22 protein-coding genes, 1 pseudogene and 1 riboswitch are annotated in these 21,955 nt (G+C 41.4%); of the genes and pseudogenes, 4 read left to right on the top strand and 19 right to left on the bottom strand.

Features of this window, described 5'->3' with window-relative positions:
* Positions 1-197: 197 nt before the first annotated feature.
* On the bottom strand, positions 198-404 hold the full coding sequence (locus AB1L08_RS17380) for a DUF1657 domain-containing protein (RefSeq protein ID WP_009336488.1): 207 nt from the start codon (positions 402-404) through the stop codon (positions 198-200).
* 138 nt (positions 405-542) lie between these two features.
* Here AB1L08_RS17380 and AB1L08_RS17375 point away from each other — a divergent pair, with 138 nt between their 5' ends.
* On the top strand, positions 543-812 hold the full coding sequence (locus tag AB1L08_RS17375) for a hypothetical protein (RefSeq protein WP_080332331.1): 270 nt from the start codon (positions 543-545) through the stop codon (positions 810-812).
* A gap of 279 nt (positions 813-1,091) precedes the next feature.
* On the opposite strand, the gene AB1L08_RS17370 is transcribed toward AB1L08_RS17375, so the two are convergent.
* From AB1L08_RS17370 to AB1L08_RS17350, 5 genes are all read right to left on the bottom strand, one after another.
* Positions 1,092-1,982 (bottom strand): manganese catalase family protein, encoded by an 891-nt coding sequence (locus AB1L08_RS17370; RefSeq protein ID WP_041054396.1) that lies wholly within the window; start codon positions 1,980-1,982, stop codon positions 1,092-1,094.
* 68 nt (positions 1,983-2,050) lie between these two features.
* Positions 2,051-2,257, bottom strand: coding sequence for a YuzF family protein (locus tag AB1L08_RS17365; RefSeq protein WP_042977813.1), 207 nt, complete (start codon positions 2,255-2,257; stop codon positions 2,051-2,053).
* 407 nt (positions 2,258-2,664) lie between these two features.
* Positions 2,665-3,135, bottom strand: a complete 471-nt coding sequence (locus tag AB1L08_RS17360) for a Ger(x)C family spore germination protein (RefSeq protein WP_272515607.1) — start codon at positions 3,133-3,135, stop codon at positions 2,665-2,667.
* Positions 3,132-4,166 (bottom strand): spore germination protein, encoded by a 1,035-nt coding sequence (locus AB1L08_RS17355; protein WP_231120556.1) that lies wholly within the window; start codon positions 4,164-4,166, stop codon positions 3,132-3,134. The genes AB1L08_RS17360 and AB1L08_RS17355 overlap by 4 nt, the downstream gene beginning before the upstream one ends.
* On the bottom strand, positions 4,099-4,401 hold the full coding sequence (locus AB1L08_RS17350; RefSeq protein ID WP_413065910.1) for an N-acetylmuramoyl-L-alanine amidase family protein: 303 nt from the start codon (positions 4,399-4,401) through the stop codon (positions 4,099-4,101). The genes AB1L08_RS17355 and AB1L08_RS17350 overlap by 68 nt, the downstream gene beginning before the upstream one ends.
* Before the next feature lie 361 nt (positions 4,402-4,762).
* Between AB1L08_RS17350 and AB1L08_RS17345 the strand changes: the two genes are divergently transcribed.
* Complete coding sequence (locus AB1L08_RS17345) at positions 4,763-5,215, top strand: hypothetical protein (protein WP_000701229.1); 453 nt, start codon at positions 4,763-4,765, stop codon at positions 5,213-5,215.
* Positions 5,216-5,464: 249 nt separating this feature from the next.
* On the opposite strand, the gene AB1L08_RS17340 is transcribed toward AB1L08_RS17345, so the two are convergent.
* Positions 5,465-6,040, bottom strand: a complete 576-nt coding sequence (locus AB1L08_RS17340; protein WP_001169292.1) for a recombinase family protein — start codon at positions 6,038-6,040, stop codon at positions 5,465-5,467.
* A 147-nt stretch (positions 6,041-6,187) separates the two neighbouring features.
* Here AB1L08_RS17340 and AB1L08_RS17335 point away from each other — a divergent pair.
* Positions 6,188-9,140: pseudogene (locus AB1L08_RS17335) on the top strand (Tn3 family transposase).
* Between the two features lie 144 nt (positions 9,141-9,284).
* Here the strand turns inward: AB1L08_RS17335 and acnA are convergent.
* Together acnA and AB1L08_RS17325 are read right to left on the bottom strand one after the other, a co-directional pair.
* Positions 9,285-12,002 carry an aconitate hydratase AcnA gene (gene acnA / locus AB1L08_RS17330; RefSeq protein WP_413065909.1) on the bottom strand — a complete coding sequence of 906 codons (2,718 nt, stop codon included), beginning with the start codon at positions 12,000-12,002 and terminating at the stop codon, positions 9,285-9,287.
* Positions 12,003-12,200: 198 nt separating this feature from the next.
* Entirely contained in the window at positions 12,201-12,914 is a 714-nt protein-coding gene (locus tag AB1L08_RS17325; protein ID WP_413065908.1) for a thermonuclease family protein, read from the bottom strand.
* A gap of 128 nt (positions 12,915-13,042) precedes the next feature.
* On the opposite strand from AB1L08_RS17325, the gene AB1L08_RS17320 reads away from it, so the two are divergent.
* The gene (locus tag AB1L08_RS17320) at positions 13,043-13,300 is read left to right on the top strand and encodes a GlsB/YeaQ/YmgE family stress response membrane protein (RefSeq protein ID WP_413065907.1); all 258 of its coding nucleotides are present in this window, start codon (positions 13,043-13,045) and stop codon (positions 13,298-13,300) included.
* A gap of 7 nt (positions 13,301-13,307) precedes the next feature.
* Here the strand turns inward: AB1L08_RS17320 and AB1L08_RS17315 are convergent, their stop codons facing one another.
* The 10 genes from AB1L08_RS17315 to AB1L08_RS17270 form a co-directional block, all read right to left on the bottom strand.
* Positions 13,308-13,955 (bottom strand): lytic transglycosylase domain-containing protein, encoded by a 648-nt coding sequence (locus AB1L08_RS17315; RefSeq protein ID WP_413065906.1) that lies wholly within the window; start codon positions 13,953-13,955, stop codon positions 13,308-13,310.
* 83 nt (positions 13,956-14,038) lie between these two features.
* Positions 14,039-14,461, bottom strand: a complete 423-nt coding sequence (locus AB1L08_RS17310) for a sulfate transporter (protein WP_413065905.1) — start codon at positions 14,459-14,461, stop codon at positions 14,039-14,041.
* Positions 14,462-14,556: 95 nt separating this feature from the next.
* On the bottom strand, positions 14,557-15,384 hold the full coding sequence (locus AB1L08_RS17305) for a 3D domain-containing protein (RefSeq protein WP_413065904.1): 828 nt from the start codon (positions 15,382-15,384) through the stop codon (positions 14,557-14,559).
* Between the two features lie 228 nt (positions 15,385-15,612).
* The gene (locus AB1L08_RS17300) at positions 15,613-16,833 is read right to left on the bottom strand and encodes an MFS transporter (RefSeq protein WP_413065903.1); all 1,221 of its coding nucleotides are present in this window, start codon (positions 16,831-16,833) and stop codon (positions 15,613-15,615) included.
* A 140-nt stretch (positions 16,834-16,973) separates the two neighbouring features.
* A complete protein-coding gene (gene thiE, locus AB1L08_RS17295) occupies positions 16,974-17,612 on the bottom strand; it encodes a thiamine phosphate synthase (protein WP_413065902.1) in 639 nt (212 codons plus the stop codon).
* Positions 17,569-18,408, bottom strand: a complete 840-nt coding sequence (gene thiM / locus AB1L08_RS17290; protein ID WP_413065901.1) for a hydroxyethylthiazole kinase — start codon at positions 18,406-18,408, stop codon at positions 17,569-17,571. Before thiM ends, thiE begins: the two co-directional genes overlap by 44 nt.
* On the bottom strand, positions 18,380-19,207 hold the full coding sequence (gene thiD, locus AB1L08_RS17285; protein ID WP_413065900.1) for a bifunctional hydroxymethylpyrimidine kinase/phosphomethylpyrimidine kinase: 828 nt from the start codon (positions 19,205-19,207) through the stop codon (positions 18,380-18,382). Before thiD ends, thiM begins: the two co-directional genes overlap by 29 nt.
* The gene (gene thiW, locus AB1L08_RS17280; RefSeq protein WP_413065899.1) at positions 19,176-19,694 is read right to left on the bottom strand and encodes an energy coupling factor transporter S component ThiW; all 519 of its coding nucleotides are present in this window, start codon (positions 19,692-19,694) and stop codon (positions 19,176-19,178) included. The genes thiD and thiW overlap by 32 nt, the downstream gene beginning before the upstream one ends.
* 25 nt (positions 19,695-19,719) lie before the next feature.
* Positions 19,720-20,406: a thiaminase II gene (tenA, locus tag AB1L08_RS17275; RefSeq protein WP_413065898.1), complete on the bottom strand. Its 687-nt coding sequence runs from the start codon at positions 20,404-20,406 to the stop codon at positions 19,720-19,722.
* Between the two features lie 110 nt (positions 20,407-20,516).
* A riboswitch (TPP riboswitch) is annotated at positions 20,517-20,618 on the bottom strand.
* 77 nt (positions 20,619-20,695) lie between these two features.
* Entirely contained in the window at positions 20,696-21,634 is a 939-nt protein-coding gene (locus AB1L08_RS17270; protein WP_413065897.1) for an AEC family transporter, read from the bottom strand.
* Positions 21,635-21,955: the final 321 nt, after the last annotated feature.

Here is a 21,955-nt window from a genome sequence, read left to right as displayed (position 1 = left end):
TAGTACCCAGATTTGTAAATTGTTCCCAAAAGAGCGCTGAATTAGTTTTCGGCAAATTTACTTTCGTAATTTGGGATAATAAAAAGTAGGTTTTTCAATGTGGTTATTTTATCTTTCAAAAAAATCACCTCCATGTTTTTTATTTGAACAGCTGAAAAAAGGTTGGTTAAGAGGCCAACCTTTTTTCGCCTTACTAATTACTGTTGTTTGTATTGAGGTTCTTCTTGTTCGATTTGTTGAACACGTGGTTCAATGCTGTCTACAACGGATTGGGTTTGCTTAGCTGCATCTTGGTAAAGTTGCTTAGCTTGTTGATTATCTGTACCAAGAGCAAATGTTTCAAAACTTGCTTGAGCACTTTTCAATCCTGCTAGAGCTGTTTTAACGTCATTTATTACTGTCATGATAATTTCCTCCTTGAATTTTTTTTTACTCTTTTATTTTGCTTTATGGAGAATTTTTTATTCAATGATTTTTGGGAAATTTAAATCTGAATTATTTTTGACGTATAGCTCCATTTTTTCGATAATAACCCCTTTTCCATATCCCCATCATTTCTTCTATTTCTCGTTGACAGCAATAGCTCTTATAACTTTTCATTAAAGGAGACTTTAAATAATGGTAAGCATTTGATTAAAGGGATTCCTTGGGCAGGTAAAGGCTTTATTACAAAGTTGGAGATAAGTATCGACGGTGGGATTACTTGGCTAAATGCAATGTTAGAGTCAGCTAAAAATGCTGGTTATGGGTGGCAATCTTGGTCTTATGAGTGGAGTGGACTGTACTGGACAAAGGTGAATATAAGATTATGACAAAAGCTACTGATTCTTATGATAGAACTCAACCAACCCTACCTTTCTGGAATAGAAAAGGTTACGGTTATAATGCAATTGATGAAATTTAAGATTGAATAGAAAGCTAAATAAAGAAGAGAATGTTGTATAGAATACCTAGTCCAGACCTAAATATCGGATAATGCGACTGTCTTAAGGTGTACAGCATGCACCCTTGATTAACTTACCTTTATTTAAGGCAGAAAGAAAAACAAGCCATTGTAATTATGATTAATTACAGTGGCTCTTTATTAAAGTTTACATATTGCTTTTTAAACGTTTTAAAATACGATAGTAATCATCCAAATCAATCCCTGGAGCGAATTGCTCTGGAAGTTCTGGAAAATCGGGTACAGGCGCACCTTCAGGCATTCCGTCAATTACATGCAGCCTTTCACCTGTTTCTGGGTTTGCACCTTTCCAAATTTGGTTGATATCACGATAATCCGCTTCTCCCCATGTATACAACACATTGTACAATCCTTGATCCATAAACTTTTTGGCATAATCAAACTTATTATTATCCAAACTTGGAACTGGAAGCATTTTACCCACATCCACACCTGTAGCTACTTCTAGTGCTTTTGCATAGGCAATAATATGAGTCCCACCTCTGACAAGCAAGTATCCGGTCATCTCTAAGGCAGTCGGATGGGTCGTCATTTCATACACACGCATTTTGTGGTTTCTAGCACCGATTTCCAATAAATAATTGGCGAGTAGATCTTCAACGAGCGTTCCACTGTTATTTACATACGACCCATTCCACGGTCTTCCCATCCCGTCACCTGGAAAAGCTGTTTGAGCAGTGGTTGTAAAATGTGTAGAATAACGGGCATCCTTTCCATTTTGCAGTGGGGCGGTATCAGGATTGCCAGGAATGGTATTGCCAATCGAGAGCAGATTAATTGCATTCGCTACTAATTCAACATGGCCAAATTCCTCCGCTGTAATACTTGCAATTAAATCATAAAAGGGCTTTAGCTTTTTTTTACCGCGGAAATTAAAGGATTGAAACATGTAATTGTTTAAGGTGGACATCTCACCGAATTTTCCACCCATTAATTCTTGTACAGCTGCAGCAGCATTCATATCGCCATGTTCTGGATATGGTAACTCAATGGCAATTTTATTCACGCGTTTCATCATAAGCTTTACACCTCCATCCGTAAACAATAATCATTTTCATCATATGTTGGATGGAGCTTGGCTTATTCTCACATCGTCGGATGAAACCAAATTATTTGTGCTGTACGTACATAGAATGGTGTCCCGCCCATCATGATGACGATATGATCAGGCATGACCTCTCGTAATACACCTCGTACAGAGCCGTGGGTCGTTTGAACAGCAAGGGATTGATTGTGAAGTCCCATTAAAGCTTGATAAACATACGGATCACTAAGTTTCCATTTTTCACTCATTTTCAACACACTCCTTTCATGAAGCCCATAGCAGTATATGCAAGGAAGTAAAAATGTGCATTTGTCCAATTGGAATGTTGGTTTTCGGATTTATTCAGACATCCATTCTTTCATTAGAAAAATAAACCCAGATTCTGAATCCAAAATAAAAACACCTATGAAATAGTGTCAGGGCGTCTCAATCTTAATCCTTGTTTAACTTTTAAACACGGGGTCCTACCAACAAAAAGCGCAAAACATACGCTAGGCAAAATTTAACATGACGAAACTGTTGAGTGACAATAAAGTTCTTTCCTTACCAATAAAGTTGTTTACTAATCGGTTTGTTTTATTACAATAAAGTCGTTTGCTTTTACCATAAGGTTGATAAATCAACTGTTTGAACGCATAAAAGTAAACAACTATTTTTATGCATTTGGCGAAAATCTAAAAAATGGGGTTGCCAGCAAGATTTCTTCAGGAGGCTCTCTTGTGCTAAACAGCCAGGCCAAGTACCTTATTTCACGATAACGGTTGATCAATTCCAGCACTTCTCCGACTTTGTTTTCCTTCATCAATCTCTCGCTGAACAAAATGGCAGAGATTTGTCCCAAGTTTAAGCGTTGTTGTGATGTACTGTACAAATCATTTGCCGCCTCCGTAAACGAGGAACCTTCGCCTTTGCCCACCCAAACCGGGGGCTGCTCCGCTTTTTGCTGTCCCTCCAGCTTGGCCACTGTCGAGAAATCAAGCAATTGCAAATACATGGTGTATTGGCCATCGACATAGTCTATTCCAACAGCCGTAGCATAGTTCATGTTTTGCACTTCATATCTGCTCCAGCAACCGGTAAGGGTGAGAAGAAGGAAAAGTGCAACCATACTTTTATATCTCCTCATTTATGCCTGTCCCCTTGCCTTGTAGAATCTCGTGTCTTCAACATGTCCGGTCGAGTGTTTCGCCATGGCCAAGGTAATCGAAACAAAGCGTTGGCCAAGTCTTTAAATGGAGGTGATATTGGGGCCAAGTAAGGCAAGCCGCATGAACGCAATGAGGCTAAATGGCTGAGCACAATAAATAATCCAAGAAAGAAGCCATAAATGCCAAGCGTGGCAGACAGAATGAAAAGAAAAAAGCGTAAGGTACTAATCGTTCCAGCCAATGATAGGCTCGATAAAGTTGAACCAAAGATTTGTGTAATTGCTCCGATGACAACGATACCTGGGGATAAGAATCCAGCACGAATGGCCGCATCCCCCAGGATAAGTCCTCCTACAACCGTTACCGTGGAGCCGACCGCAGAAGGCAATCGGATACCAGCTTCCCGCAGGATTTCTAAGAAGAGAAGTGCAATAAACATTTCAACTGCCACATCAAAAGGGATTCCCAACCGGTTAATCCCCAAAGTGGCAAGTAGATAATAGGGCAGTTGATCTTGATGATAGGAAAGAATGGCAACAAAAAATGCAGGAAGCAGTAGCGATACGGACAAGCCAAGTAAACGAAGCGTTTGACCAAATGTAGCTGCCAAAGCAGTAAAGTGGATATCTTCGGGTGCTTTCACAAGCAAAAATAAATTGGCAGGCGCAATCAACGCAGCCGGTGTACCATCCACAATCAACGCTACACGCCCATTGAGCATACAGTTCACGGTAAAGTCTGCTCTGCCTGTATACCCCATCAAAGGAAACAATGCTTTTGTCGGTTCCATTAATTCTTCTAGCTGAGTGGCGCTAAACGCTCCGTCAATGTGAAGATCATCTAATTTATTCTTTACATCTTGAACAATCTTAGGATCAACAATGTCACGCATGTAAAGAATTGCAACGGTTGTTTTCGTGCGAACGCCTACTTTTTTCGTTTCATAAACCATGCTGGTTGATTTGATTCGTTTCCGAATTAACGCCACATTGACTCCCACTTCTTCCACAAATCCATCCTTTGGCCCCCGTACCGAAAGCATTCGCATCATCTGTACGTTCTTTCAAGCTGCGCGTAATATCTGCTGTTCTACTCATTTTAATTTGCAGGCCTTCATAATGGTTTTCCAAGAGATTTCGGATGCTATGGGAAATATTTAAGGTAATTTCTTTTTCCTGCATCCCATTGCCAACAGCTCCTGGGTCCATTCTCCCGTGACCAGGATCTAAATATAATTTAAACATTTTACACCACCTCGTACAAATAAAATATGATCGAAGAGTAACGGAGGTATAGGAATTCGTCTGAGATACATATAAAAATAGGTGATGATAGGCATTACATTTCATTGAATCAGATGATTTATTTTAAAGCTAAGAAATTTTCCAAATGCGAGACCATATGTATGAGCAGCAATTAATGTTCCATATTTTTCGTGGGTCAGGCAAACTCTTGTTCATCTAGACAGTAGGCTGATTGATTATTGATGCTTCTTTCTTAACAAAACACCTAAGTGATTCTCTGTGCATATACTGTATCATTACTACAGGATTATGATTAAATACAACTCAATCCATACATAAAATAATCAAGGAGAGGTTAATTTTGAAAATTCCAAAGACAGCCAAAGTTAGTATCCCCTTTCCATCCGTATGGGGGATTGATGCTTCTATTGCGGGGAGATCCATTATTAGAGGTATACTTACCATTGATTCCATTGTAGACAACAAAGTAGTAGGTACAGTTAATTTTCGTGGTATACCTATTCCGATTAATGGGTATTGGGACGAAAGCGCTAAACAAATAAGTTTCGATTCACCATATGCCTCCTTTTTTGGCAACTTGACAATAATTGATGAGACCGCTATAAGCATTCGGCATTTCATTTTAAGTGGACGGTTTATAATGAAACCTCCCTCTTTGCTGGCTGGTGAATACGGAAATTGGATTGCTACAACCTTTACAACCCGTTTGGGACCTCCCATATATACTAATGTTTTACCACCTGTTGGTGCCTTTTCAGTCTCAAGTATGCTCTTGGGACAGCAATTGTTTTAATTAGACCATGACTTTATAAAAACAACCTTCCTTTGTGACTAAGGTTGTTTTTTAAAAGTGTTCTCGAAAAATACAGCCTTGCTTTAAATCTGAGTTTAGCGTATATCTCCGTTAAAATGTACTCGGAACCCTTTGATGATCGTGCCTAGTTAGATAAACAAATATTGATACTTCCTTATAGAAATAGCCTGCTTGGTTAGGTACGTTGTTTCACAATCCCCGGAAATTTTTAATATAAGTAATGAATGCTTATTTTTTTCCTTCCGATAGCTTTCTATATAAAGAAGCTCTAGATACATTTGTAATTTCACAAATTTGATTTACAGTCATATTTCCTTCTTTATATAGCTTTACTGCATAATTCATTCCTGCGTGATTTTTATGATATTTCTTTAACCGTCCTTTAAACTTCCCTTCTTTCTTTGCGAGCTCAATTCCTTCACGCTGACGCATACGAATAAGGTCTCGCTCTAATTGGTTAACACCAGCCATTACCGTAATTAAGAATTGGCTATATGGATTATCTTCTGATAAATCTAGCCATGTATCCTTAAGTGATTTTAAGCTTGCCTTTTTATTTCGTATTAAATCAATCAATTCAAATAAATCTTGCGTACTTCGAGTGATCCGAGTTAAATCTGTAACATAAATAATGTCACCTTCCTGTAAATCCTCTAACATTTTTTGAAGTTGTTCACGATCTTTTGTGGCTCCTGAAATTTTTTCTTCATAAATAATATCCATTCCAATTTCGTTCAATTGCCGAAATTGCCTTGAAGGATTTTGGCTAGTCGAACTGACGCGTACATAACCGATTTTCTGCAAAATTTCACCTCGTTTTTGAGACAAGTCTTATGAGACACTCTTAACTATGATTTTATCAGTCTACTATACTTGTATCAATAGAGTACACTCTATTGATATATAATTGAACTAATTAACTGAATAATTATGGAAATGGGATGATACTGAATGAAAATTGCGAGAGGTAGAGAATTGCTTACACTGGAACAGAGGCAGGATTTTATGCAAATCCCTGAAGATGAATGGATATTGGGGACCTACTTCACTTTTTCCAAACGGGATTTAGAAATAGTTAATAAGCGAAGGAGAGAAGAAAACCGTTTAGGGTTTGCTGTTCAATTAGCTGTTCTTCGGTATCCCGGTTGGCCATACACTCATATCAAAAGCATCCCGGAATCAGTCATACATTATATATCGAAACAAATCGGTGCCACTCCATCTTCGATTAGTCTTTATCCTCAAAGAGAAAATACACTTTGGGATCATTTGAAAGAACTTCGAAGTGAATACGACTTTGTAACTTTTACTCTAAGAGAATATCGAATAGCATTTAAGCATCTTCATCAATTAGCTTTTGAAAATGGCGATGCCATACATCTACTACATGAATGTATAGATTTTCTAAGAAAAAACAAAATCATACTGCCTGCTATTACTACACTTGAAAGAATGGTGTGGGAGGCAAGGGCAATGGCTGAAAAGAAACTGTTTAATACTGTTAGTCAATCTCTTACAAATGAACAAAAAGGAAAGCTTGAAGAGATCATTACTTCGCAGCATCCATCCGAATCCAATAAAACGATATTGGGTTGGTTAAAGGAACCGCCGGGTCATCCTTCACCCGAAACATTTCTAAAAGTAATAGAACGACTCGAATACATACGAGGAATGGAATTAGAAACGGTACAAATTAGTCATTTGCATCGCAATCGCCTGTTTCAACTATCTCGCTTAGGCTCAAGATATGAGCCATATGCATTCCGTGACTTTCAAGAAAATAAGCGATATTCGATATTAACCGTCTATTTATTACATCTTACTCAAGAGTTAACGGATAAAGCTTTTGAAATTCATGATAGACAAATACTTAGTCTGTTATCAAAAGGCCGTAAGGCTCAAGAGGAAATTCAGAAACAAAACGGTAAAAAGCTGAATGAGAAAGTTATACACTTTACGAACATCGGACAAGCTTTAATCAAAGCAAAAAAGGAAAAATTAGACGTTTTTGAGGTTTTAGAATCCGTTATCGAATGGAATTCTTTTGTCTCTTCGGTCGAAGAAGCTCAGGAGCTTGCACGCCCTGACGACTATGATTATTTAGACTTACTGCAAAAACGATTTTATTCACTTAGAAAATATACGCCAACGCTATTAAGGGTATTGGAATTTCATTCTACAAAAGCAAATGAGCCACTTTTACAAGCTGTTGAGATTATCCGTGGAATGAACGAATCCGGAAAGCGAAAAGTGCCTGATAACTCACCTGTGGATTTTATTTCAAAACGTTGGAAAAAGCATTTATACGAGGATGATGGTACAACAATCAATCGTCATTACTATGAAATGGCTGTTTTAACAGAACTTCGGGAGCATGTTAGGGCAGGAGATGTTTCCATTGTTGGCAGCAGACAATATAGAGACTTTGAAGAATATTTGTTTTCAGAAGATACATGGAATCAAACGAAGGAGAATACAAGATTATCAGTTAGTTTATCATTCGGAGAGAACCAGCAGCCTTAACAAAAGGTTAAAGTGGTTAGCTACCAATTCCAACAAGTTAGACGGGGTTTCTCTTGAAAAAGGAAAGCTGTCAATTGAACGCTTAGAAAAAGATGTTCCAGAAGAAGCAAAAAAATTTAGCGCAAGCCTGTATCAGATGCTACCAAGAATAAAATTAACCGATTTACTGATGGATATTGCTTATATAACAGGATTTCATGAGCAATTTATTCATGCTTCCAATAATCGAAAACCGGATAAAGAAGAAACAATTATTATTATGGCTGCTCTTTTAGGAATGGGAATGAATATTGGTTTAAGCAAAATGGCTGAAGCAACACCCGGACTTACATATAAGCAATTGGCCAATGTATCACAATGGCGCATGTATGAAGATGCAATGAATAAAGCCCAAGCCGTATTAGTAAATTTTCATCACAAATTGCAATTGTCCTCCTATTGGGGAGACGGTACAACATCCTCGTCCGATGGTATGAGAATGCAGATAGGCGTTTCATCGCTACATGCAGATGCAAACCCACATTATGGAACTGGAAAAGGAGCCACCATCTATCGTTTTACAAGTGATCAATTTTCTTCTTATTACACAAAGATTATTCATACTAATTCAAGGGATGCGATTCATGTTTTGGATGGTTTGTTACACCATGAGACGGATCTAAATATAGTAGAGCATTATACAGACACGGCTGGTTACACAGACCAAATATTCGGACTGACCCATTTATTAGGATTTAAATTTGCTCCAAGAATACGAGATTTATCAGACTCGAAATTATTTACAATAGATAAGGCAAGTGAGTATCCAAAATTAGAAGTCATTTTACGTGGACAAATAAATACAAAGGTCATTAAAGAGAATTATGAGGATGTTTTGCGATTAGCTCATTCTATAAGGGAAGGAACAGTTTCAGCATCCCTTATTATGGGGAAATTAGGTTCTTATTCAAGACAAAACAGCTTGGCTACAGCCTTACGTGAGATGGGCCGAATAGAAAAAACGATCTTTATTTTGAATTATATTTCGGATGAATCATTAAGAAGAAAAATACAAAAAGGATTGAATAAAGGAGAAGCCATGAATGGACTGGCAAGAGCTATTTTCTTCGGAAAACAAGGAGAGCTTAGGGAACGAACCATACAGCATCAATTGCAAAGAGCCAGTGCCTTAAACATCATTATCAATGCCATCAGTATCTGGAATACTTTACATCTAACAAAGGCAGTTGAATATCAAAAACGGTCAGGTAGTTTTAATGAAGAATTATTGCACCATATGTCACCTCTAGGTTGGGAACATATTAATTTACTTGGAGAATACCATTTTAATTCGGAGAAAATGGTCTCGTTAGATTCTTTAAGACCCTTGAAACTTTCTTAACGTTGTTAAAACTGGGGGAATAGTCGGGGAAATGGGCTTAGCGTTGTAAATCCGCATTTTCCTGACTGTACCCCAGATAAAAGTTGCGCTTTCTTCCCTTTTGAAAAAAACATCTCGCCATTAAGGCGAGATGTTGATTCAATATTATTGAGCGAGTTTTTCCCGAAGAACAAGCGGCAAAATGCCTCCGTTTCGGTAATAGTCGATTTCAACGACAGAGTCGAAACGCACAAGTACTTCAAACTCTTTTTTGCTTCCATCTTTTGCGATCGCAGTCACTTTTACGATGTCCCGAGGTTTTACATTTTCATCAATATGAACGTTTATAACCTCTTCACCTGTCAAGCCGAGCGTTTCAGCATTTTCGCCTTTCTTAAACTGCAATGGCAGTACGCCCATCATGGCCAGGTTGGAGCGGTGAATCCGTTCAAAGCTTTCTGCGATGACCGTTTTAATGCCAAGCAAATAAGTTCCTTTTGCAGCCCAGTCTCTGGATGAACCCATTCCGTAATCCTTACCCGCAATAACAACCAGTCCTGTTCCGTCTTCTTTGTATTTCATGCATGTGTCGTACATGGAACCGACTTCGCCTGTTGGCCAGTAAGTGGAATAACCGCCTTCTGTTCCGGGTGCAACCTGGTTTCTAATTCGGATGTTGGCGAATGTTCCGCGCATCATGACTTCGTGGTTTCCGCGGCGGGAACCATATGAGTTAAAGTCGCGCGGCTGAACGCCTTTTTCAAGCAAGTATTTGCCTGCCGGTGTATCTTTGCCAATCGCTCCAGCCGGAGAAATATGGTCAGTCGTGACAGAATCTCCAAATTTGCCGACAATCCGCATGTCCGTAAGCGGCTCAATGGTGGCCAATTCCTTTGATAAATCTTCAAAGAATGGCGGATTCTGAATGTAAGTTGATTCCGAATCCCAGTTGTAAAGCGGATCGTTACTCGTTTTAATTTCGTTCCAGCGTTTGTTGTCGGTGAATACGTGCTCGTATTCCTTGCGGAACAGCTCAGGGGTAACCGTCTTTTTAACTGTTTCGGCAACTTCTTCTTTTGAAGGCCAAATGTCTTTCATATATACATCATTGCCGTCTTTATCTTTTCCAAGCGGCTCTTTCGTCAAGTCAATGTCGATTGTTCCGGCAAGGGCATATGCCACTACAAGCGGAGGAGATGCCAAATAGTTTCCTCTGACGAGCGGATGGATCCGTCCTTCAAAGTTGCGGTTCCCCGATAGGATGGATGTAACCAACAAATCGTTTTCCACGATGGCTTTTTCAATTTCCTCTTTAAGCGGACCGGAGTTTCCGATGCATGTTGTACAGCCATAGCCTACAAGGTCGAATCCGAGTTGGGACATATACGGCATCAGCCCAGCATCCCTCAGGTATCCGGTAACAACTTTGGATCCCGGTGCAAGGGACGTTTTAACATGTTTTGGAACTTGGAGTCCCTTTTCAACCGCTTTTTTCGCGAGCAGCCCTGCCCCAAGCATGACATAAGGGTTGGATGTGTTTGTACAGCTTGTAATAGCAGCGATAACAAGGGCTCCGGTTTTCATCACGGACTCTGAGCCATCATCAAATGTAACGGTCACTTCTTTTGTGATTTCCGCCGGATCCAGCCCGAAGCTTTGGTTGCTTACAGGTGCAGTCAATGCATCTTTAAATGTTTTTTGCATTTGAGAAAGCGGAATTAAATCTTGCGGACGTTTCGGCCCGGACAAGTTTGCCTCGATCTCGGAAAGGTCGATTTCCACGATGTCTTTGTATACGGGCTCCGCTTTGTCCACGGTAAAGAACATGTCATTTTCTTTTAAGTATTTTTCCACCAATTTTACTTGCTCTTCAGGACGTCCTGTCAAACGAAGGTAGCTTAAAGTTTCTTCATCGACAGGGAAGAATCCGCACGTGGCACCGTACTCAGGCGCCATATTGGCAACAGTTGCACGGTCTGCAAGCGGAAGTGAAGCCACTCCGTCACCGAAAAATTCAACAAACTTGCCGACAACGCCGTGTGCACGAAGAACATTTGTTACTTTTAAAGCCAAGTCAGTGGCTGTTGCACCATTTGGAAGTTCGCCCGTCAATTTTACGCCCACAACTTCCGGAATTGGGAAATAGGAAGGCTGTCCAAGCATTCCGGCCTCAGCTTCAATACCGCCTACACCCCATCCGAGTACACCGACACCGTTGATCATCGTTGTATGGGAATCCGTTCCGACGAGTGTATCCGGATACGCTTCATAATCACCGTCCGGGGTTTCAATTGCATGAACAACATTAGCAAGATATTCCAAGTTTACCTGGTGGACAATTCCTGTTGCAGGGGGAACCGCACGATAGTTATCAAAAGCTTTTTGCGCCCAGCTTAAAAATTCGTAGCGTTCAGCGTTGCGCTCGAATTCATAATCCATATTGATTTGAAGCGCTTCTGGCTTGCCATACGTATCAACTTGGACGGAATGGTCAATAACTAAATCAACAGGGATTTCCGGATTGATTTTTTCAGCATTCCCGCCCAGATCAGCCATTGCTTTTCTAAGTGCAGCAAGGTCAACAACCGCAGGAACCCCGGTAAAGTCTTGCAAAATAACTCTTGATGGCTTAAACGGAACTTCTCCATCCTGCACTTCGCCAGTTGCCCATTTCGCCAGATTTTCAACATGTTCTTTCGTAATCACTCTGCCGTCATATTGTCTGAGAACAGATTCAAGAAGCACTTTGATGGAATACGGCAAACGGGAAACCGTCGCTACTCCTGCATCTTCCAAAGCTGCCAGGCGGTAATAATGATATCTTTTTCCGTCAATCTCGAAAGACGAACGGGCGTTAAAAATATCGTTTTTTGATTGCGCCATTTCAATTACCCCTTTTACGTTTATTAAAAGTTTCCGAAAACCGATAAACAACGCGATATATTGTTGTTTACCTCCACCATTATATTTTATTACAACATTTAACATAAGTAAATGATAAGAAAGTTATCGTTTTTCATAAGCAATACTTATTCTGATATCTTTTTTCAGCACACATCAATATGTTTCATCCGTTTTTCATCATCTCTTGGATGGGCGGAAACCGGCGTTCTCGGCTTCCTCTTTGGAACAAAACCACATTTCCGGGATGACGCTGTCATAATGCTGTCCGCCGGGCACATGGTATATTTTTTCTTTTTTGCTGTTAATATTTCCTTTGATATCACATCCGTGATGGTCTTGTTTTTTGCTTTCCCCTGCCGAATTGGCATTCTCAAAACCGCGGTCATGCACATAATTTTCCAGCGACCAAATGCCCAGTTTGTTTTGACGGGCTTTTTCCTGTACTTTTTCAAACTCGTCCAAGTATTTAAGATCGGGGGGAAAGATGGCGACACGCGCCAATCCTTCTTCCAGCAGCATGCGGTTAAAATTCTCATTTTCCAGCCATACATAAGCGAGGACCCGCCCATATTTGTCTCGTTCAGATACATCCATCTCTAAAACTACCTTTTTTTCATATAAAGATTTTTTGGTAAATGCCGACGCTTCCGGCCCAAAAGGCTGGACACCGAGGCGGGGATGCTTCGTCTCCGGCGTATCAACAAGCAGCATCCGGACACGTTCCTTCCTGCCGTCGTTGAATTTGACATCAATTGTATCGCCGTCAACAACATGAACGACAGTGGCTTCAATCCCCTGCATTTTTTCAACTTGTCCATTTTCCCCAGCGGCAATTGAACATCCCCATAACGTTCCTATGATCAAAACAAATGATAAAAAATGTTTCCACATACACTTTCCTTCCCTACAAATATAATTTTTGGTGCACAAAGCAAAATATGTTTATCGCATTATTGAATAGGCAATAATAAAACCAAGCCCATCCAACAAAACAAATTCCTTAAAAGGAGATGATCTGAATGAACTTTATACTTTATCTCATTATAGGTGGGATTATTGGCTGGTTAGCCGGTTTAATACTTGGAAAAGATGTGCCGGGCGGCATCATTGGAAATATCATTGCCGGAATTGTCGGGGCATGGATCGGCGGTGCCTTATTTGGAGATTGGGGACCTATTGTAGCCGGCATGGCCATTGTTCCTGCATTAATTGGAGCCATTATTCTTGTACTTGTTTTAAGCCTTATTATGGGGGCGATGGCAAAAGGCCGGAAATAACGTATTTTTAAAAACGGGAGCCTGACGCTCCCGTTTTATTTTCCAAATCTTGGAACCTTTTAGCATAAGATAAGACTTCCTCCACGTATTCTTCACTATGGTTGTATGAATATACCGCTTTTCGCAGCTCGCCGTCCTTTGCTCCGTTTTTAGCCAAATAATTAGCCGCACTGAAAATCGCATCTTCCAGATCAAATGGATCGGCAATTCCATCTCCGTTGGCATCAATCCCGTATCCCCCATACTGTTTGATCATAGCAGGGTCTGTCTTATCCTTTTCCGGAATATTGCCTTTGCCCAGTCCCGAACAAGATGGATGTGCCCAGCCTACGAAGGTGCAAGGCATGAATTGCATATGCCCTTCCGCACCCACCGGGGAGATCATCGGATCCATCGTTGAAAAGATTGTTTCCACACGATGATGGGCCGCTAATAAATACCAGGGTACGCCAAATTCCTTTTCCGCCGCTTTATAAATCGGTATAAAATCCGAAGGCACTTCATCCTCAATACGCGGCTGCTCTTTTTGATTGTCTGTATATGTATAAAGCGCAGTAAACATCAAAAAGGCACTGATAAAAACAAGCAAAATGGTGCGCAGACGCCGCGATTGCCGGTTTGACGGACCGGTCTTTCTTTGGCTTTGCTTCCTCACGCTTTATTTCTCTCCTTTTATAAAGACGAATGTCACACCCGTTCTTATTATGGGAGAGAAATGCTCTTTTTTCAAGCGCTGCACTACTTTTCCTCGTAAAACAGAAGTATTTTGCCGCTTGTTAGCTTGGAGAAGTATTCATTTGCATTTTCTTCACTTAAACCGCACGATAACAGCAAATCTTTCACATCTTTCCGGCTTGTTCCTTCAAAGTAAGCAGCAAGGGGGCCTGCAGCAATCAAAGGGCCTATGCCCGGAACTGTTAAACCGGGTACTATGAATCCACCGCTGATTCCCGTAAGAAAGCCGCTGATAATGCCAAATGCTTCTTCACTGGCAGGATGTTGATGATGGATTCGGGTTTTTGTTTGAATTGAATTCATTTTCTCCTCTTCCAAAGCCAACACAGAAAATTTTTCGGTTTTATATCCTTTCAATTCATATGTTTTTACTGCAGTCACAACATCGCTTTCTGAATCATAGACACCAATCAAAGATAAGTTCATATGTTCATGCCTCCTTGGAGTTATCGTACCCCAATTTAGGCTTATATAAAACAAACCCAACCGCACGAGGTTGGGTTTTGCAAAGATGGGCTTATTCAATTTAACAATTTAATTTTAATTGTTTTTCTGCCAAATTTCGTGGCATCACCTTTATTGGGCATGAATATGTCTATTTTATTTCCTTTGATTGCTCCCCCAGTGTCTCCGGCAACGGCTGTCCCATAGCCTTCAACATACACCTTGGAACCAAGTGGAATAACAGATGGATCAACGGCAATCACTTTTAATCCCGGATTGGCACGCAGGTCAATTCCTGTTGCCGTAACGCCTGAACAGCCGTTGCAATATGCTGTATAAGCGGTCGCAGTTACGGTCATTTCACGGCCGGAAACTTCGTTGCCGGAACTCGCAGGCTGTGCCTCTTTTTGCACAGGAGCAGGAGCCGGTGCAGGTTTTTCTGCAGGTTCTGCAGGTGCTTGAGGCGCCGGGTTGCTCTGTTGAACAGCTTGGCTGTTTGCCGCTTGGTCAGGAGCAGGTGCCGGAGCGGCTCCTTTTTTAACCGCCAACGACTGGCCCGGATAAATCATATCAGAAGATAGGTTGTTCCATGCCTTTAGATCCGCGACAGAAACACCGTACTTGTTTGATATTTTCCAAAGGGAATCTCCCTTGACAACTTTATATGTTTGATCTTGGTTTTCCGTTTTCGATTCGGCAGGTATATGTAACTGCTGATTTGGATATATAAGATCACCATTTAGGTTGTTTAGCGCCTTCAACTGGTTTACAGAGGTCCCATAGCTTTGAGAAATGCTCCATAAAGAGTCGCCTTTTTGTACGACATGTGAAGCGGCTGAAGCCTTGCCGGAAATCAAGCCCACGAACGCGACTCCTGCAATAAATGCGAAAATCTTTCTTCTCATTTTTTGTTCCTCCCTTTTTTGTCAGTTGAATAGTAACTAACGATGCCTATCGTATCAGAGGAACATATCAATCCATTAACAAGAATATTTTCGTTTAATTACAAATATATTGCACCCCATTACATTCGTCATGCTTCGATCGCCTTATTCCAGATGAGATAATTAGGAACAAGGACCGACAAAATATAATCGATACAATAGCGCAGGAGTCGTCTTTCTTTACTTGCTTCACAGAAGAAATTCTCTTTTTTTCCTTGTTTCCGATTCTTTCTGCATTTTTTTGCCCACGGAAAACGTAATGAACATGACGATAAGGAAAAAGAAGCTCGAAATTTGAAACAACTGCCCCGTACCAACAAAGAGGGCAATAAAACCAAAGACAAGACCGCTTAATCCGATACCAAGATCAATGGCCGAATAAAACATGCCATTTGCTACCCCCCTGCGCGGATGGGGAGTCATTGCCAGCACCCATGCCTGCAATGCAGGGAGCAAAGAACCGTAACCGGCTCCAAACAATGTTCCCGCCAAAACAATCCCGACCCAATTGGTTGAAAACGATAGGATCCACATGGAAACGAAGGTTAAGAGTGAACAAAAAGCAACCAATTGAATGGGGCCTTTCCTGTCAAACCATCTTCCTGTTATCGGACGGACCAACGTGGCTGTCAAAGCATTCAGCAGATAAAATAAAAAGATTTCGCCAATGCCCCTTTCCTCAGCAAAAATAACGATAAAAGTAACAATCGTTCCGTATCCAAACGTTGCCAGGAAAGTAATGACGGCCGGTGTAAGGCCGGATTTTTCAACAAGAGAATCAAAAACGGAAAATTGGAGAGTTTTTCTATCCGCAGCCAGGATGTTGACAGGTGTATGATAATGAATCAAGGCCAGCAGAATAAAGGCAATGCACCCCAATAAGGCAGAAATGATAATTAATACTGTAAAAGGGAAGTTTTGATATACATAGATTCCCAGACTGGGCGCGATAATCATGCCGACCGTAATGGAGAGGCCATAATAACCCATCCCTTCCCCGAGCCTTTCATTTGGAACAAGGTCAACGGCAGCTGTTCCGTTAACTGTTGACGACCAGCCCCACATCAATCCGTGCAGCATCCGGAACATCAACAAAATCGTGACGATTTGGGTCAACGGGTATAAAATGGTAACGGCCAATAATCCGCCTGTCCCAATTAATACGAGCGGTTTCCGCGGACTGAATTCAAGCATATATCCGATTAACGGCCTTGTTAAAACCGCACCAACCGAAAACACTAAAGTAATCAGCCCGATTTCAAACCCCGAAGCGCCCAATGACTTAATATAGGGCGGCAATGTCGGAATAAGCATTTGAAAGCTCATGAATAAAAATAAGCTGGCAATAACGAGCATTGTAAAAGATTTCGTCCATAATGGTTTTTGTTTCCCGTCTTTCTTGTTCTGCATTTTGCGTTCACCTTTCATCGCGACAATTCATAAAACGCCTAATTTAACCATATATGGAACAAAATCATAATACAAGCAAATCATTTCGATTTTCGAAACTTTTTTGTTGATAAAAAATCCGGAATCTGTTGATTCCAGGTTTAAAAAGAATATACTCCATTGATGCATTTTAATAATTTTTCGGCGGTTCCTTTCGGATTGGCTGCCCTCGTTAATGCCGATACGATGGCCGCGCCTGCGGCGCCACTGTCTTTCAGGGAGCCGATGTTTATTTCATTTATTCCCCCAATGGCCACTACCGGAATAGATACTGCTGAAACGATGTGCTGTAGGACGCCAGTTGGAAGCAGCTTTGCATCCGCTTTTGTCGAAGTTGGAAAAACCGAACCTACCCCGATATAATCGGCGCCTTCTTCTTCTGCAGCAATGGCCTCTTCCACGGTTCGTGCAGACACCCCGACGATCATCGATTCGGGAATGACTTTTTTTACCGCTGGAAGCGGCAAATCCGATTGTCCGACATGGACGCCAGCTGCGCCGACCGCCAGCGCCACATCAACCCGGTCATTAATGATCAAGGGGACTGAAAGGGAATCAAGCAGTTTTTTTACTTTCAGCGCCCTGTCATAAAAATCTTTGGCTTCAGTCTTTTTTTCTCTTAACTGGACGACTGTAACACCCCCGGCAACCGATTCTCCAACGACTTGCAAAAGTTTGTTCAAAGGCAGCCCTTCTTCAGTTACTAAATAAAGCCGGTAATTCATTTTGTTCTTTTTCAATCACTTTGGCTCCTTTCTGCCAGTGATGGCCGCTCATGAGAGAAATGGAATCGAATAATTTGACTTTATAAGTTCCAAGACCCTCGCGTTCATTTAATAAGGAAGCAGCCTCTTCTCCAGCCAATCCCATAACGGATACTCCGGCAACAGCCGCATGAAGCATTTGGTTCGTTGCGCCGGCAAAACAGCCGATTAAAGCAGTTGTCATGCAGCCGGTTCCTGAAACGCTGGATAAAAGCGGATGGCCATTTTGAATGATCATCATGGTTTTCCCGTCGCTGACCACATCCTCTTTGCCGGTGACTGCAGCAATGCACCGGTATTTGCGGGCAACCTTTACGGCAATATGTTCAGGTGTTTGATCCACTTTCCCTGCATCTACACCTTTTGTTGACCATATGCCTCCGGCTAAACAATTCATCTCGCTCACATTTCCGCTTATCACAGAAACCTTCACCTTTTCAAGTAATTCAAATGCACATTCTGAACGAAAGTCTGTTGAACCGACCCCGACCGGATCAAGTAAAACAGGAATGCCTGTTTCGTTGGCAGCTTTTCCGGCCAGTTTCATCGCTTTAAAGGTGTCCGATTCCAACGTACCGATGTTTATCACAAGTGTATTGGCCATTTTGGCCATGCTGGCCGCTTCCAAAGGACTGGAAGCCATGACGGGTGATCCCCCTATGGCAAGTGTTACGTTTGCACAATCATTGATCGTCACTTGATTTGTTATTTGGTGGATAAGCGGCTGCTTGCTTCTGACCCGTTCAAATAGTTGTCCTATCTTTGCCAGCATGTCTGTCACCCGCTCCCTTGTATAAATCAAAAAAATGATGGGCCGGCCCGTGTCCGTTGCCGATCTCAAGACTATTGGCAATCGCCTCCGTAATATATATTTTTGCCTCATCGATCGCTGTTTGCATTTCCTTTCCTTTAGCCAGGTTGGCGGCAATCGCTGAAGACAATGTACAGCCGGTCCCATGGACATTTTTTGTTTCGACTCTTTGCCCTTTAAATAATTGGAAGGATTCCCCATCATAAAATAAATCATTAGGATCCCCGTCGAGATGGCCTCCTTTAATCAAAACGGCTTTGGGTCCCAGTTTTCGAATGATCCGGCATGCTTCATACATGTCGGGCTCATTATTTATTTTCATATTGGCCAAAACTTGCGCTTCCGGAATATTCGGTGTAACGAGCGAAGCCAGCGGGAAGAGGTCAGTTTTCAATGCATGGATTGCTGTTTCTTCCAGCAAACGATGTCCACCTTTTGAAACCATCACGGGATCAAGCACAATATGGTCAGCTCCGTATTTTTCAAGTTCTTCTGCCACAGATTGTATAATAGCAGGGGATGCAAGCATGCCAATTTTTACGGCATCCACCCCGATGTCTTCAAACACTGCAGCGATTTGATCTTTGACGATATCCACATCGATAAGTTGGACTGACCTTACTTCCAATGTATTTTGAGCAGTAATCGCTGTAATGGCGGACATCCCAAATACACCAAGGGCGGAGAATGTTTTTAAATCCGCTTGAATGCCCGCCCCTCCGCCGGAATCAGATCCGGCGATTGTAAGAGCTGTTTTCATAAAGCAAACCTCCAAAAGCTGAATTTTTCTTTAACATTTTTAATAATACAAATCCCAGGGCGGCACCGGTAAAAGAACTGGCAGCAAAAGCCGGTACCAAACCGAAGACTGCTGCTTCCCGCCCGAAGAGCAATGCGGCGATCGGGTAAGCGGCAACTGCCCCGATGATTCCGGATCCAATCACTTCACCGATTAAAGCAAACCCCATCCTTTTCGTTTTGACATATAACAAGCCAGCCAGGAGTGCTCCGATCATGCTTCCCGGGTAGGCGAACAACGAACCGGTCCCCGCAAGATTACGGATTGTGGAAACAATCATTGCCTGTGCGAGGGAATAGGCGGGTCCAAACAGTACGGATATCACAATATTGGCAAAATGCTGGATGGGGAAAATTTTGGCAAAACCGACCGGAATAAAAATAACATGGCTCGTGATCGTCGTAAAAGCGGCAATCATCGACGTGATCGTGATTTTTTTCATTTTCATGGTTTTCCTTCGGCTGTCCAAAGGTTTACAACTCCCAATCCAATTGCTGATAGTTCATATCCCAGAATAAATACTCATATTTAGATGTAATCAGGAAGTGATTTTCCAATTCAGCCAATTCTCTTTCCGGTTTTCCATCCGCCAACTGATTCATCAAGTCGATCAGCCAGTCTCCGAGTGATGCAAATTGCTCAGATGAATATGTTTCTATCCATTTACGATACCGGTTGGATTGTAAAAGATTCCCATATTGTTCTTTCAATCTTTGTCCTGTTTCAGCGTAATGCCAGGCACAAGGAAGCAGGCTTGCCACTAGTTCCGCCAATGTTCCATTATGGGCCACATGAAGCATATAGCGGGTATATGCAAGATTGACAGGCGTCGGCTTTGTGTTTTCAAGTTCGTTATTGGAAATGCCAAATTCCGCCGCGAATTGGCGATGCAAATTCATTTCAAAATGAAGGTGTTCATGAAGCAAGTGGGAAAATTTTGTCATGATTTCAAGACTGGGAGCTTTTTGTACGCCAATGGCAAACAGTTTCACATAGTCAATTAAATAAACATAGTCCTGTTTCATATAATAAGCAAAAATCTCCTGATCCAGCGTTCCTTTACCGACACCTTGGACAAACGGATGGTTGTAGCTCTTCTCCCAAATTTCCTTTGCGCTTCGGTACAGCCTGTCCGTAAAAAGCATTTTTTCAACTTCCATTGATTCCACTCCTTTAATTTGTGTGTACCCATTACATGAACTTCTTTGCTTTGAAAAAACAAAAAACCGCTCCCAAAAAAGGAAGCGGCTTATCATCATAAAGCACATCATGATGACGCAGCCTGCTTCCCTACGCTGGCATAAACCAGATCAGGTTCAAAGGGTCTCAATCACAGATTTCTCTCAGCCATACAGCTCCCCTAGCAGACAAAATTCTCTTTTCAAAGAAAGTATTCAATTTTAAAGTACATGTACTGTCATCATATCATGATCATCCTAAATTGCAAGTTTACTGGATAAACAAACTCATTACATACACCATCAAAGGGATGGTGACAAGCCCGAGCAGCGTGGAAAAAATGGTCGTCAATGCCCCCATCTGTTCATCTGCAGAGTATTTGGCAAAAAGAATGGATGCCAGTGTAATCGTCGGCATCATCGATTGAATAAGGACTGTTTGAATGACAACAGTATTTAAACTGAAAAAGTGAATCATAAAAATGGATGCCACTGGCAAAATGATCAGCTTTACAGCAATTGGCACCCAAATATGGCTTACGGAACGCCGGACCTGGCCCCTTTGCAATGTCATGATCATCATGCCAATGTAGAACATGGCTAGCGGTGCAGCCAAAACAGCCAATCTGTCTGTCAAATCAATGATGATTCCCGGGGGCTTCAACTGGAAATACGCAGCAAATAAACCGACGATGATGGCAGTTGTCGGTATATTCACCATGGACTTTAACGTCTGCAAGGCAAAACTTCTATTTTTCTGCAGCATGATCACACCAACGGTCCAAATCGTAACATCGACCCCGGCATCAAAAATGGCTGCAAATAATGCGCCCTTCGGGCCCAGCAGGGCTGCACAAAGCGGAATACCGATAAACCCGGTGTTTCCCAGTCCTGAAAGGATGGCAATTTCTCTTAACTTATTTGAATCCCTGTGAAATAACCAGGCAAATAAAAAGCCGATGCCGATTCCAACAAGATTAATAATGATCGAAAGTCCAAAAACAAGGGCAATCATCTTGAACATGTTGTCATCCATTTCAACGTGAAAAATACTCGATAAAATAATGCAAGGCATTGCAACATTTACAATGATTTGTATAAAAACCCTTCTGGTCTCATCACTCAATGGGTTTGTTTTGGCAAGCAGCGCGCCAATCATGATCATAAAGGTTATGATCATAATAGATTGCAAAACGACTGTAAATTCCATATTTCTCCTACTTTCCGTCCAAAAACTGACATTTTAAAAAGAAAAAGCGAAGAAATGAATTCGGGACGCATCCCTTCCTCATTCCTTCACTCGTCCATTATACAGAAGAAAACGGCTAATACAACCATTAAATTTTCATATAACAATATGGATTTTTTGTGTAACTAGTTTTCCCGCTGGCCTGATCAAATGATTGACTTTCCACAATTCCGGACGTGCCTTGATTCACTCCATGTTTCCTTTCTTATGTGAAGCTTCACATAATAAGGGTTATGTATAGTAAATAGTTATGTAAATTAACTGTGTCTATTCTTAAATTGC

It is taken from the genome of Siminovitchia jepli (assembly GCF_047228825.1).
In the GTDB taxonomy this organism is placed as follows: Bacteria; Bacillota; Bacilli; order Bacillales; family Bacillaceae_C; genus Siminovitchia.
This window is presented reverse-complemented; position numbering and strand designations above follow the sequence as displayed.